The organism is Hydrogenophaga sp. GW456-12-10-14-TSB4 (genome assembly GCF_059424305.1).
The window spans coordinates 15,907-29,028 of record NZ_JBWKZH010000072.1 but is presented as its reverse complement, the minus strand read 5'-3'; the positions used below and the strand labels follow the sequence as shown (position 1 = coordinate 29,028).

General features: G+C 70.5%; 15 protein-coding genes. 14 read left to right on the top strand and 1 reads right to left on the bottom strand.

From position 1 onward, the window contains the following. Window positions 1–18: 18 nt before the first annotated feature. The gene (pstS, locus tag AC07ZS_RS25280) at window positions 19–1,062 is read right to left on the bottom strand and encodes a phosphate ABC transporter substrate-binding protein PstS (protein WP_494801237.1); all 1,044 of its coding nucleotides are present in this window, start codon (window positions 1,060–1,062) and stop codon (window positions 19–21) included. Between the two features lie 178 nt (window positions 1,063–1,240). Here pstS and phoB point away from each other — a divergent pair, with 178 nt between their 5' ends. From phoB to AC07ZS_RS25210, 14 genes are all read left to right on the top strand, one after another. Continuing rightward, entirely contained in the window at window positions 1,241–1,930 is a 690-nt protein-coding gene (gene phoB, locus AC07ZS_RS25275; RefSeq protein WP_494801236.1) for a phosphate regulon transcriptional regulator PhoB, read from the top strand. A 191-nt stretch (window positions 1,931–2,121) separates the two neighbouring features. Next, on the top strand, window positions 2,122–2,553 hold the full coding sequence (gspG, locus tag AC07ZS_RS25270) for a type II secretion system major pseudopilin GspG (protein WP_494801235.1): 432 nt from the start codon (window positions 2,122–2,124) through the stop codon (window positions 2,551–2,553). 7 nt (window positions 2,554–2,560) lie between these two features. Further along, window positions 2,561–3,751, top strand: coding sequence for a type II secretion system F family protein (locus AC07ZS_RS25265; protein ID WP_494801234.1), 1,191 nt, complete (start codon window positions 2,561–2,563; stop codon window positions 3,749–3,751). After that, the gene (locus AC07ZS_RS25260; protein WP_494801233.1) at window positions 3,748–5,433 is read left to right on the top strand and encodes a GspE/PulE family protein; all 1,686 of its coding nucleotides are present in this window, start codon (window positions 3,748–3,750) and stop codon (window positions 5,431–5,433) included. Before AC07ZS_RS25265 ends, AC07ZS_RS25260 begins: the two co-directional genes overlap by 4 nt. After that, entirely contained in the window at window positions 5,420–6,244 is an 825-nt protein-coding gene (locus AC07ZS_RS25255) for a hypothetical protein (RefSeq protein WP_494801232.1), read from the top strand. The genes AC07ZS_RS25260 and AC07ZS_RS25255 overlap by 14 nt, the downstream gene beginning before the upstream one ends. A gap of 3 nt (window positions 6,245–6,247) precedes the next feature. Next, a complete protein-coding gene (locus tag AC07ZS_RS25250) occupies window positions 6,248–6,772 on the top strand; it encodes a PilN domain-containing protein (RefSeq protein WP_494801231.1) in 525 nt (174 codons plus the stop codon). Further along, a complete protein-coding gene (locus AC07ZS_RS25245) occupies window positions 6,769–7,308 on the top strand; it encodes a GspMb/PilO family protein (RefSeq protein WP_494801230.1) in 540 nt (179 codons plus the stop codon). Before AC07ZS_RS25250 ends, AC07ZS_RS25245 begins: the two co-directional genes overlap by 4 nt. Next, a complete protein-coding gene (locus AC07ZS_RS25240; RefSeq protein WP_494801229.1) occupies window positions 7,308–7,820 on the top strand; it encodes a hypothetical protein in 513 nt (170 codons plus the stop codon). The genes AC07ZS_RS25245 and AC07ZS_RS25240 overlap by 1 nt, the downstream gene beginning before the upstream one ends. Beyond that, window positions 7,817–9,889: a secretin GspD/PilQ domain-containing protein gene (locus AC07ZS_RS25235; protein WP_494801228.1), complete on the top strand. Its 2,073-nt coding sequence runs from the start codon at window positions 7,817–7,819 to the stop codon at window positions 9,887–9,889. Before AC07ZS_RS25240 ends, AC07ZS_RS25235 begins: the two co-directional genes overlap by 4 nt. Further along, window positions 9,886–10,362 carry a type II secretion system protein gene (locus AC07ZS_RS25230; protein ID WP_494801227.1) on the top strand — a complete coding sequence of 159 codons (477 nt, stop codon included), beginning with the start codon at window positions 9,886–9,888 and terminating at the stop codon, window positions 10,360–10,362. The genes AC07ZS_RS25235 and AC07ZS_RS25230 overlap by 4 nt, the downstream gene beginning before the upstream one ends. Beyond that, a complete protein-coding gene (locus AC07ZS_RS25225; RefSeq protein ID WP_494801226.1) occupies window positions 10,362–10,745 on the top strand; it encodes a type II secretion system protein in 384 nt (127 codons plus the stop codon). The genes AC07ZS_RS25230 and AC07ZS_RS25225 overlap by 1 nt, the downstream gene beginning before the upstream one ends. Further along, window positions 10,732–11,250, top strand: a complete 519-nt coding sequence (locus AC07ZS_RS25220; protein ID WP_494801225.1) for a type II secretion system protein — start codon at window positions 10,732–10,734, stop codon at window positions 11,248–11,250. Before AC07ZS_RS25225 ends, AC07ZS_RS25220 begins: the two co-directional genes overlap by 14 nt. After that, complete coding sequence (gene epsA, locus AC07ZS_RS25215; RefSeq protein WP_494801224.1) at window positions 11,247–12,035, top strand: XrtB/PEP-CTERM-associated transcriptional regulator EpsA; 789 nt, start codon at window positions 11,247–11,249, stop codon at window positions 12,033–12,035. Before AC07ZS_RS25220 ends, epsA begins: the two co-directional genes overlap by 4 nt. 194 nt (window positions 12,036–12,229) lie before the next feature. Beyond that, complete coding sequence (locus AC07ZS_RS25210; RefSeq protein ID WP_494801223.1) at window positions 12,230–13,075, top strand: PEP-CTERM sorting domain-containing protein; 846 nt, start codon at window positions 12,230–12,232, stop codon at window positions 13,073–13,075. Window positions 13,076–13,122 lie beyond the last annotated feature (47 nt).

Here is a 13,122-nt window from a genome sequence, read left to right as displayed (position 1 = left end):
GCGCCGGGGTGGGGGGGCTTATTTGTAGGCAAGGGGTTGGCCTGCGGTGTCGCGCACCTCGGCCCAGCGGGCTTCGATCGAGTCCACCACCGGTTTGGGCAGCGAGGCATAGCCCAGCGAGGTGACCATCGAAGCGCCCTGGGTGAGCCCCCAGTGGAAGAAGCGCAGGGCCTGCGCCGCGTTGGCCGCGTTGTCGGGCCGCGTGTACATCAGCACGAAGGTGGCGCCGGTGATGGGCCAGGCCTCGGGCGAGGGCTGCTGCGTGAGCATGTGCGAGTGCGAGGCCTTCCAGTCCACACCGCTGCTCGCGGCCTGGAAGGCCTCGGTGCCGGGGGTCACGTAGGCGCCGGCGGCGTTCTGCACCAGCGCGTGCGTCATGCGGGCCTGCTTCACGTAGGCGTATTCCACGTAGCCGATCGAGTTCGGCATGCGCGAGACCAGCGCGGCCACGCCGATGTTGCCGCGCCCGCCGTTGCCCACGGGCCAGCTCACCGAGGTGCCTTCGCCGACGCGCGACTTCCAGTCGGTGCTGACCTTGCTCAGGTAGTTGGTGAAGATGAAGGTGGTGCCCGAACCGTCGGAGCGGAAGATCGGCGAGATGGCGGTGTCCGGCAGCGGCAGCTGCGGGTTGAGCGCCTGGATCGCGGGATCGCTCCAGCGCGTGACCTTGCCCATGTAGATGTCGCTGAGCAGCGCGCCGGTGAGCCGAAGCTGGCCCGGTGCGATGCCGCGCAGGTTGACCACCGGCACCACGCCGCCGATCAGGGTGGGAAACTGGATCTGGCCCTTGCGCGCGAGCTCGTCGTCTTTCAGCGGTGCGTCGGTGGCGCCGAAGTCCACCGTGCGCGCATCGATCTGCCGGATGCCGCCGCTGGAGCCGATCGGCTGGTAGTTGACGCGCGAACCCTGCGCCGTCTTGTAGGCCTCGGCCCATTGCGAGTACGCGGGTGCCGGGAAGGTGGCGCCCGCGCCCGTGATCTCCTGGGCGTGGGCGGCCATCCAGGGCGCCGTCGCGAGAACGGTGGTCGCGAAAATTCGCTTGAAGTTGGCGTGGATGCTCATGAAACGCGAAGTGGGTGGCCTGAAGAAATCGCGAGTCTATGGATCAAGTACGTCAGATCTGTGACCGGTCCAGCGCGTTTCGATGACGCCGCGAAACCGCGTTTCGAGCGCCATGGAACTGCAATAAAAGCGTCACCACGCGCTTCTACGATCCGTGCTTTTCTACGATGGATCGACCATGGCTGCTCAAATTCTGATCGTCGAGGATGAGCCGCCCATTCAGGAGCTCATCTCCGTCAACCTCACGCGGGCCGGGCACGTGGTGCGCTGCGCGTCGGACGCCGAGCAGGCGCGCGAGATGCTGTTGCGCTGGCTGCCCGACCTGGTGCTGCTGGACTGGATGCTGCCCGGCATGTCGGGCATGGAGCTCACGCGGCTGCTGCGTTCCGAGGCGCGCACGCGCGACATCCCCATCATTCTGCTGTCGGCCCGCATCGAGGAGCGCGACAAGATCGCGGGGCTGGAAGTGGGCGCGGACGACTACATCACCAAGCCCTTCTCCGCGCGCGAACTGATCGCGCGCATCGCGGTCATCCTGCGCCGCCGGGTGCCGCAGGTCACGGCCGATGTGGTGCGCCTCGCCGGCCTGGTGCTCGACCCCTCGGCCAAGACCGTGGTGGCCGCCGGCATCCCGCTGTCGCTGGGCAGCACCGAGTTCCGGCTGCTGCACTTTCTCGTCACCCACACCGACCGGGTCTACAGCCGTTCGCAGCTGCTCGATCACGTGTGGGGTTCCGATTTCGAGGGCGATGACCGCACGGTGGACGTGCACATCAGCCGCCTGCGCAACGCGTTGCTGCCGGCCGGCCTGGACTCGCTCATCCGCACGGTGCGCGGCAGCGGCTACAGCCTGTCGGTGACGCCTTGAACCGGCTGCTCACATGTCGGCTTTGCAACAGGATCCGGGTCTTCGCATAGTCCGTTCGGATCAAAAGCGTGGCGGGCACCCGAAGCAGCCGTGCCGAATGTCGCGGTGTAACCCGCGCTTCACAGAACGTTCCTAAGCTTGGTTTCAACCCGGGCCTGCACAAGGCCCCCACCGTCGCGGAGCGTGTTGTCATGTTGTCCCTCGTTGTTCCCGGCCCGCGGCGCTCGCGCGGCTTCACCTTGCTGGAGCTGCTGGTGGTGATGGTCATCATCGGCCTGCTTGCGGGCTTCGTGGGACCGCGCTTCTTCGCGCAGATCGGCAAGTCCGAGGTGAAGACGGCGCGCGCGCAGATCGATGCGCTGGGCAAGGCACTCGACCAGTTCCGGCTCGACGTGGGCCGCTACCCGACCAGCGAAGAAGGCCTGGCCGCGCTCAACGAGCGCCCGGGCGCGGACACGCGCTGGAGCGGCCCCTATCTGAAGAAAGGCGTGCCGCCCGACCCCTGGGGCACACCCTATGTCTACCGCGCGCCGGGCGAGCACGGCGAGTACGACCTGCTCTCGCTGGGCAACGACCGCCAGCCCGGTGGCAGCGGCGAAGCCGAAGACATCGTGAGCTGGTGAACCGGCCATGCGCTACCTGGTGAAGTCGCTCCAGCCCGACCTGTCGATGGCCGTGAGCGCCATCGACGCGGCCACGGCGGACGACGCGCGCCGCCAGGTGCACGCGCTGGGCCATTCGGTGGTGTCGGTCTCGCGCGAGCGCGGCTGGACGCCCGGTGCCGCGCGCGGCGCCTCGGCGGCCTTTCCGCTGCTGCTGTTCAGCCAGGAACTGCTGTCGCTGCTGAGTTCGGGCGTGAGCATCGTCGAGGCGGTGGAGACGCTGGCCGAGAAGGAGTCGCGCGCGCCGGTGCGCGCCGTGCTGCAGCAGATCCTGCTCAGCCTGCGCGAGGGCCAGACCTTCTCGGGCGCGCTGCAGGCCCTGCCGCAGAATTTCCCGCCGCTGTACGTGGCCACCGTGCGCGCCAGCGAGCGCACCAGCAACCTGGGCGAGGCCCTGGGCCGCTACATCGCCTACGCCACGCAACTGGAGACGCTGCGCGGCAAGCTGGTGAGCGCGGCCATCTACCCCGCCATGCTGATCGGCGTGAGCAGCCTGGTGATCCTGTTCCTGATGGGCTATGTGGTGCCGCGCTTTTCGCACATCTATGAAGACATGGGCGACCAGCTGCCCTTCATGTCGCGGCTGATGCTGCAGTGGGGCCAGGCGGTCGAACAACACTGGCCGGTGCTGCTGGGCCTGATGGTGGCGCTGGGCGCGGCCCTGGTGTCGGGCGGCGGCCGCTGGCTCGCGCAGCGCATCGCGGGGCAGCTCTGGCGCATCCCCGCCGTGGGCGAGCGCATGCGCGTGTTCCAGCTCGCCCGCCTGTACCGCACGCTGGGCATGCTGCTGCGCGGCGGCATCGCCATCGTGCCCGCGCTGGAGATGGTGGGCGGCCTGCTCTCGCCCGCGCTGCAGCCGCGCCTGCTGGCCGCCACCGGCCGCATCCGCGAGGGCCAGCCGATGTCGCAGGCCTTCGAGGCCCAGGGCCTGAGCACGGCGGTCTCACTGCGCATGCTGCGCGTGGGCGAGCGCACCGGCAACATGGGCGAGATGATGGAGCGCGCCGCCGCCTTCCACGACGAGGAACTCGCGCGCTGGGCGGAGTGGGCCACGCGCCTGCTGGGCCCCGCGCTCATGCTCATCATGGGTCTGGTGATCGGCGCCATCGTGGTGCTGATGTACCTGCCCATCTTCCAGCTGGCGGAGAGCGTGCAATGAACGCGCCGCACGAGCTGGCGCGCCTGCTGCCCAAGCCCTATGCCGCGGCCGAGTTGCAAGGCGCGCGCCAGGCCGCGCGCACGCCGGGCGCTGGCCTGGCCGACTGGCTGGAGGCGCAGGACCTCGCGCTGGGCGACCCGCTGGCCCGCCTGGGCCTGAGCGCGCAGGTCGCTGTGTTGGGCATGGACGAACTGCACGCGCTGCGGCCCGCGTTCGAGCGCCTGCCGTACGGCGAAGCCGTGCAGCGCGAATGCCTGCTGATGCACGGCGAGGAAGCGCCGGACCTGTGCCTGGTGATCGCCAATCCCTTCGACACCGACCTGCTGGCCTGGGCCGAGGAGCGCGTGCGCCAGCCCCTGCAGGTTCGGCTGGCGCACCGCGCCGACATCGAGGCCTACCTCGCGCGCCACGAGGACGGCCTGCGCGCCATGGACAGCCTGGCGCCGATGCAGCAGGCCGCGGCGGCCGGTGAGGGGCTGGAGGACATTTCACTGCGCAGCATCAGCGAGGACAGCAGCCCGGTGGTGCGCCTGGTCAACTCCACGCTGTACGACGCGCTCAAGGCCGGCGCCAGCGACATCCACCTGGAGACGGCCGGCGGCGGCATCACCATCAAGTACCGCATCGACGGTGTGCTCGCCGGTGTGGGTGGCATCCACGGCAGCGAGAACGCCGAGCAGGTGATCTCGCGCATCAAGGTGATGGCCGAGCTCGACATCGCCGAGCGCCGCGTGCCGCAGGACGGCCGCTTCAAGGTCGCCGCGCTGGGCCGCGCGATCGACATCCGCGTCTCCATCATGCCCAGCATCCACGGCGAGGACGCGGTGCTGCGCGTGCTCGACAAGGAGCGCCTGTCCGACCAGGTCACCGGTCTGCGGCTGGAGGCCCTGGGCTTCGACGCCGAGACCATGCGCTCGCTGCGCGCGCTCTGCCAGGAGCCCTACGGCATGCTGCTGGCCACCGGACCCACCGGCAGCGGCAAGACGACCACGCTGTACGCGGCCATCAACGAGATCAACCACGGGCACGACAAAATCGTGACCATCGAGGACCCGGTGGAGTACCAGCTGGCCGGCGTGTTGCAGATTCCGGTCAACGAGAAGAAGGGCCTCACCTTCGCGCGCGGCCTGCGATCCATCCTGCGTCACGACCCCGACAAGATCATGGTGGGCGAGATCCGCGACGGCGAGACCGCGCAGATCGCGGTGCAGGCCGCGCTCACCGGCCACCTGGTGCTGACCACGGTGCACGCCAACAACGTGTTCGACGTGCTGGGCCGCTTCACCCACATGGGCGTGGACCCCTACAGCCTGGTGGCCGCGCTCAACGGCATCGTGGCCCAGCGCCTGGTGCGCGTGAACTGCCCGGACTGCGCGGTGGACGACGTGCCCACGCCCGAGCTGCTGGCCGACAGCGGCCTGCGCGACGTGAGCGGTTTCCATTTCCGCGCCGGGCGCGGCTGCGCCAGCTGCCGGGGCACCGGCTTCAAGGGCCGCAAGGCGGTGGCCGAGGTGCTGCTGCTCGACGACGAGCTGCGCGAGATGATCGTCACGCGCGAGCCGGTGCGGCGCATCAAGGAAGTGGCGCACCAGAAAGGCACGCGCGTGCTGCGCGATGTCGGTCTGGACCTGGTGCGCCGGGGTGAAAGCACCTTGCAGGAGCTCAACCGTGTGGTTCGCTGAACGTCCCTTGCTGCAGGTCGCCCTGCTCGAAGACCGCCTGGTGATCGATGGCCCGCGCCGCGACGGCACCGCCGGCGCGCACACCCAGCCCCTGCCGCCGGAAGGCGCCGGCGCGGACGAGCCGCTCTGGCGGCCCGCCATGGTGCGGCTGGCCGGCTGGCTGCGCGAGGAAAGCCTGCCGCGCGCGCGCCTGCACATCCACCTGAGCAGCCGCTTCGTGCGCTGGCAGTTGCTGGAGTGGCAGCCGCAACTGACGCAGCCGCAGGAACTGGAGGCCTATGTGCGCCTGCGGTTTCGCGCCACCTTCGGCGCGGCGGCCGACGGCTGGCGCCTGATGCACGCCGAGCCCATGCCGGGCCGCGCGGTGCCGGCCTGTGCCATCGACGAGACCCTGGTGGCCGCGCTGCAGGAGCTGCAGTCCATCGGCGACGCGCGGGTGGCGCGCATCGCCCCGTACTTTTCGGCCGCGTTCGACCGCTGGTGCGCGCGGCTGGGCCGCCAGACCGCCTGGTTCGGCGCCGCCGAGCCGGGCAGCTTCACGCTGGGCCTGTTGCACAAGGGCGCCTGGCGCGGCTTGCGCTCGATGCGGCATCCCGACGCGGCCGATGGCGGCTGGCGCGGTGTGCTGCCCGCCATGCAGGCGCAGATCGCGCTGGCCAGCGGGCTGGCGCTGCCGCAGGACACGCCGGTGTTCCTCGCGGGCTGCGGCGCCGTGCCCGGTCGGCGCGATGCGCCGGGCCTGGTCTGGCTCGCGCCCGAAGGCCGGCACGAGCCCGCGCAAGGCCTGGCACGCATGGCCTGGGGAATCTGAACCATGCAAAGGCTTCGCATCGACTTTCTCAACCGCCGCCCGCCCGCTTCGCTGCTGGGTTGGGCGCTCACGCTGGTGGGGGTGGCCAGCATGGCCGTGGCCGCGCTGGACTACGCCCAGGCGCGCGACGAACTGCAGTCCACGCTGGACCACGCCGAGCGCCAGGCGCGCGGCAGCAAGCAGCGCGCGCGTGGCAACGCGGCGCCGGCCGTGGCGCCGGAACTGGTGCGCGCCAGCGCGCGCGCCGATGCCGCGCTCTCGCAGCCCTGGGGTCGCCTGCTGCGCGAACTCGAAACCGTGGCCGACACCCGCGTGGCCCTGCTCGGCGTGGAAGCGCAGGGCGCGGCGCGCACCCTGCGCATCACCGCCGAAGCCGCCACCATGGCCGAGGCGGTGGACTACGTCGAGCGCCTGCGCCAGTCCGCGCTGACGAAATCGGCGGTGCTGGGCTCGCACGAGTGGCGCAACGCCGATGGGGTGGCCGTGATCCGCTTCTCGGTGGACATGGCCTGGGGAGCGCCTTCGTGACGCCGAACCTGGGTGCGCACCTGCGCTTTGCTCTGCAGCGGCACGGCTGGCCCGCGCCGCTGGGTGTGCTGCTGGTGCTGCTGGCCGTGGCGCTGGCGCACTGGGGCGCCGACGGCGCGCGCTCGCAGGCCGAAGCGCTGCGCGCGTCGCTGGCCAGCGAGCGCGAGCGCGTGGCGCGCCAGCCCGACGCGGCCACCGAGCAGGCCAGCCGGATCGAAGGCCTGCAGCGGCAGCTGCCCGATGCCGCCGCCGCGCTGGAAGCGGTGCAGTTCATCCACCGCAGTGCGGCCGAACACGGCGTGACGCTGGCCAACGGCGAGTACCGCCTGGTGCGCGAGGGCGGCACGCGCCTGCAGCGCTACCAGATCACCCTGCCGGCCGATGGCGACTACCCGGCTTTGCGCGCGTGGCTGGGCGAGGTGCTCAACCGCCTGCCCTCGATCGCGCTCGACGACCTCAGCCTCTCGCGCGGTTCTGCGGGCGAGAACCGCGTCGAGGCGCGGGTGCGCTGGTCTTTCTACCTGAGGACGCCGTGATGGCGCTCTCGCGATCGACAGGCCTGCTGCTCGGCCTGGCCTTCACCCTGGCCGCGACCTGGTACGCGGCCGGCATCGAGGCGCCCGAGGACGGGCTGCTGGCCGAGCCCACGGCGCCGCAGCGCACGGCGCGCGCGCCGATGGACACGCCCAGGGCCGATCCCGTTGCTGCCCGGATGCCGCCCGACGGCGAGCCCCGCATGGAAGCCGCCGCCGGCAACCTGTTCGCGGTCCGCAACTGGCGCCCACCCGCACCCCCGCCGCCCGTGGCGGTGCAGGCACCGCCGCCCAGCGCGCCGCCGTTGCCCTACCGCTACGTCGGCCGCATGGAGGAAGGCGGCGCCGTCGTGGTGTTCCTGGCCGAGGGCGCGGCCGATGCGCGGCCGCGCCTGGTGCGCCAGGGCGACCAGTGGCCCAACTACCGCGTCGACGAGATCACCCCGCAGGGCATGCGCCTGACCTACCTGCCGCTCAATGAAACGCAGCGCCTGCTGTTTGGAAGCCCGAATTGAACCTCTTGCCCCTCTCCAGCCGCTTCGCGGCCGTCCTGGTGCTGGCCGTGATCGCCGGTTGCGCCACGCACCCCGCCATCCGCGAGAGCGAAGCCCTGATGGCCGCCGGCCGGCTCGACGAAAGCGTGACCCGCCTGGAAGAGGGCCTGCGCGAATCGGGCAACCACAACGAGCTGCGCACTATCTACTTCCGCCAGCGCGACCGGGTGTCGGCGCAACTGGGCGCGCAGGCCGAGAGCGAGCGCCTGGCCGGCCGGCTCGATGAGGCGCAGGCGCTGTACCAGCGCGCGCAGAAGCTCGACCCCAACAACCCGCGCCTGCGCGACGGCCTGATCGCGCTGGAGAACGAGCGCCGCGTCGCCGCCCGCATGGTCGAGGCGCGGGCCCTGCTGGCCAAGCGCGACAACGCCGGCGCCGAAAAAGTGCTGCGCGAGGTGCTGTCGCTCGCGCCCACCCATGTCGAGGCCCGCCGCGCGCTCGAGCGTGTGCGCGCCGAGGCGCCGCGCCCCGACGAACCGCCGCAGGCCCTGGCCGCCGCGCTGGGCAAACCCATCACGCTCGATTTCCGCGAGGTGCAGATCAAGCAGGTGTTCGACGTGATCGCGCGCACCTCGGGCGTGAACTTCGTGTTCGACAAGGACGTGCGCTCCGACGCGCGCGTCACCATCTTCGTGCGCAACGCCAGCGTGGAGGAGGTGATCGGCCTGGTGCTCACCACCAACCAGCTCGAGCGCAAGCTGCTCAACGACAACACGCTGATGATCTACCCGAACACGCCGGCCAAGGCGCGGGACTACAAGGAGCTGGTCACGCGCAGCTTCTTCCTCGCCAATGCGGACGTGAAGCAGGCGCAGGCCATGGTGCGCACCATCGTGAAGACGCGCGACATCTTCATCGACGAGAAGCTCAACCTGATGATCATCAAGGACACCGCCGAGGCGGTGCGCCTGGCCGAGCGCCTGCTGTCCTCGCTGGACATGGCCGAGCCCGAGGTGATGCTGGACGTGGAGGTGCTGGAGGTCACCCGCAGCCGCCTGCAGGAGCTGGGCCTGCGTTTCCCCGACCAGATCGGCTACGGCCGGCTGCAGCCCAACATCGCCACCACCATCGTCAACAACGGCGTGACGCAGAGCAACACCACGCTGGGCGGCCAGCTCGCCGAAGGTTATGTGGACCTGCGCAACCGCAGCGGCCTGACCTCCTTCGTGGCCAACCCCGCCATCACCCTCAACCTGCGCAGCGAGGCCGGCGACGGCAACACCCTGGCCAACCCGCGCATCCGCGTGAAGAACCGCGAGAAGGCCAAGATCCACATCGGCGACAAGCTGCCGGTGTTCACCACCACCTCCACCGCCAACGTGGGCGTGTCGTCCTCGGTGTCCTACCTCGACGTGGGCCTCAAGCTCGACGTGGAGCCCAACGTCTACCTCGACGACGAGGTCGGCATCAAGGTGCAGCTGGAGGTGAGCTCGGTGATCCGCGAGGTGACCGGCCCGTCGAACTCGCTGGCCTACCAGATCGGCACGCGCAGCGCGGGCACGGTGCTGCGCCTGCGCGACGGCGAGACGCAGGTGCTCGCCGGCCTGATCAACGACGAGGAGCGCAGCAGCGCCAACCGCCTGCCCGGCCTGGGTGACATCCCGGCCATCGGGCGGCTGTTCTCCAGCACCCGCGACAACAACAGCAAGACCGAGATCGTGCTGCTGATCACGCCGCGCATCGTGCGCAACGTGGCGCGGCCCGACAGCAACGCCTTCAACGAACCCGCCGGCTCCGAAGCCAGCGTGGGCGCGCCGCCGCTGCAATTGAAGAGCACCGCGCCGCGCACCTTGTCGCTCAGCGGCGGTGGCGGCGGCGCTGCGCCGCGCGCCGCCGCACCGCCCGCCGTGCAAGCGCCTGCGGCGGCCGACGAGGCCCCTGTCGAACCGCGCGAGCCCGCCAGCGCGGCCCCCGCGCCCGCGCAGGACGCGCCCGCCGCGCCACCAGCGGCGCCTGGCGCGCCGTCGTCCGTCACGCTCACGCCCGTCGCGCCGCTGGCGCCCGAGCGTCCCACCGGTCAGTCCCCATGACGCGCCGGGCCCGGGGCTTCACGCTCATCGAACTGGTGGTCACCGTGGCCATCGTCGCCATCCTGGCGTCGGTCGCGGTGCCCCTGGTGGAGCTGAATGTGCAACGGGCCAGGGAGCACGAGTTGCGCAGCGCGCTGCGGCAGATTCGGGGCGCGCTCGACGCCCACAAGCGCGCGGTGGAAGAGGGCCGCGTGGAGGCGCGCGTGGGCGGCAGCGGCTACCCGGCCTCGCTCGAGGACCTGGTGAAGGGCGTGCCCGACGCGAAGAGCCCCACGCCGGCGCGCATCCTGTTCCTGCGCCGCCTGCCGCGCGATCCTTTTGCCACCGACCGCGAGGCCAGCGCCGCCGAGACCTGGGGCCTGCGCGCCTACAACAGCCCGCCCGACGCGCCCGCGGCGGGCAACGACGTGTACGACGTCTACTCGCGCTCGGGGCGCATCGGCCTCAACGGCCAGCCCTACAAGGAATGGTGATGCGCGCGCGTGGATTCACCCTCATCGAACTCATGGTGGTCATGGCCATCATCGCCACGCTGCTGACCCTCGTGACGCCGCGCTACTTCGCGCACCTGGACCGCGCGCGCGAGACCGCGCTGCGCGAGACGCTCGCCGTCACGCGCGACGCCATCGACAAATTTCACGCCGACAACGACCGCTACCCCGCCACGCTCGCCGAGCTGGTGGACAAGCGGTACCTGCGCGGCCTGCCCACCGATCCCATCACCCAGAACAACGACAGCTGGACGCTGGTGCCGCCCCCCGGGCGGCCCGGCGACGAGACAGCGGGACAGACGGGCGGGGTGTGGGACATCCGCAGTGGTGCCATCGAGGAGGGAAAAACGTATGAACAATGGTGAGCGCGCGAGCGCGCGCAGGGGCCGCCAACGGGGCTTCGGTTATCTCATGGTGCTGTTCGCGCTGGCGGCCATGGGCCTCACGCTGGCCGGCGCGGGCGAGGTGTGGCACACCGCCGCACGGCGCGACAAGGAGGCCGAGCTGCTGTTCGTGGGACAGCAGTTCCGCCTCGCGCTGGCGTCGTACCGCGACCGCAGCCCGGTCGGTTCGCCGACTGCGCCCGCGACGCTGGAGGAGCTGCTGCAGGACCGGCGCTTCCCCATGCCGGTGCGGCACCTGCGGCGGATCTGGCGCGACCCGCTGACCAACGACACGGCCTGGGCGCTGGTGAAGGCGGGGGACCGCATCGTCGGCATCCACAGCCGTTCGACGGCCGAGCCCCTGCGCACGGCTTTCGATTCGCGCGACGCGGCGTTCGCCGGCAAGGCCTCGTACCGCCAATGGGTGTTCGAGGCCGGTGGCGCGAGCGCGCCGGCCACGCCCCAGGCCGGGGAGGGCGCGACATGAGCCCGACCCGGTCTTTCGTCCGGCTCAACGCGAGCGACCTCGAACACCTGCTCATGACCATCGAGCGCGCGCTCGAGGTGCAGACCCGTTCGCAGTTCTTCCTCTGGGCGCAGGGCGCGCTGCAAGGCTTCATCGCGCACCAGGCCCTGTGGTGCGCGCACGGCGATGTCGAGCGCATGCGCCTGCGCGTGGAGTCCTTCTCCAGCCACGTGCCCAGCGCGCGCGTGGAGGCCCAGGTCACCGACCCGACCGACGGCCTGCTGCCGCGGCTGGTGGACGATTGGTTGCGCGGCGGGCGCGTGCCTCGCCTGCTCAGTTGCCAGGGTGGCGACCAGGTGGGGCGGCGCCAACTCATCAGCGACCTGCGCAACTGCGGCTTCGAGCACGTGGCCGTGCACGGTGTGCGCGAAGTCCAGGGCGAGTACGGCAGCTTCTTCGTCTTCGCCGGGCTGGACCACGTGCCCAACGAACGCGATGCCTACCTGCTGGAACTGCTCATGCCCCACCTGCACCTGGCGCTGCACCGCATGCGCCTGCGCGAGAGCGGGCAGGGCGGCGCCGAAATGCAGCCGGCCACGCTGTTGTCCAAGCGCGAGATCCAGGTGCTGCACTGGGTGAAGAACGGCAAGACCAACCAGGAGATCGGCCTGATCCTGGGCATCAGTCCGCCGACGGTGAAGAACCACCTGCAGAAGATCATGCGCAAGCTCAATGTGAACAACCGCGCGCAGGCCGTGGGCAAGAGCGCCACGCTGCGGCTGATCGCGCACACCGACGCGGTATGAGTCGATCGGGGTGAAGGGGTGTGTGACGGATTTCACTACCTGAACGGACTATCCAGAGCCGGGAACCGCACCCATGAGGTGCAACGTTGGATTTTTAAAGTCCTCCCTGTTCAACCCAGTCTTTGGCGTTGACCAGCGCGAAAAGTTCCTTGTCTTCCGTTCCTCGTTCCTTCACCTCCAGATTGGACTCACACATGAAACTCAAACTGATTGCCTTGGCCGCCCTGCTGGGTGCCGCAGCCGGTTCCGCCCAGGCCACCATCGCCGATGCCACCTCCGGCAATGGCGAACTGGTCGTCAACCTCCGCTACTACAACGGTGCGGTCAACAGCGGCAACAACGACTATTCCGCGCTGTTCGACCTCGGCGCCGCGATGTCGTCCTTCGCCGACAACCGCAACACCGCCGGTTTCACGCAGAGCTTCACGCTGACCGACCCCAACTACGGTGACGTGTATGAGTCGTTCCTGAGCGCTGTCGGCGCCGCGGGCGCGGCCGCCATCGAGTTCAGCGTCGTGGCCCTCAACAACGTCGGCACCGCCCTGGGCAACGCCAGCTACCTCACGACCTCGGTGCTCAACACCGTGAACGTGACGCCCGGCGCCCTGAACGCGTTCCAGAACCTGAACCCCTACATCGTCGCCAACAACACCCGCGGCACGCACGCCACGGAAGCCAACGGCGCCAGCTGGGCCAGCTCGGCCGACATCGCTTCGTCGCCCAGTGCCTACTACGGTGCGGTGCCCGCTGCCACCGGCGACAACTGGGTCGGCCAGGGTCCCGATTCGACGGCCCGCCTGAACGTGGCCCAGAACTTCTTCTACCTCGCCGGTGACGGTACCCGCGCCGCCTTCGGCGTGGACCTCGACGGCAACGGCACGATCGCCGGCGCCGAACTCGGCAAGTGGACCTTCGACGTCGCCACCGCCACGCTGACCTTCGCCAACCCCGTGCCGGAACCCGAGACCTACGCGATGCTGCTCGCCGGCCTGGGCCTGATGGCTGGCGTGGCCCGCCGCCGCAGCCGCCGCCAGGCCTGATCGGCCTGCCCCGGGCCTGCCGCTTCGCGCGGGCCCGGTCTTCGCGC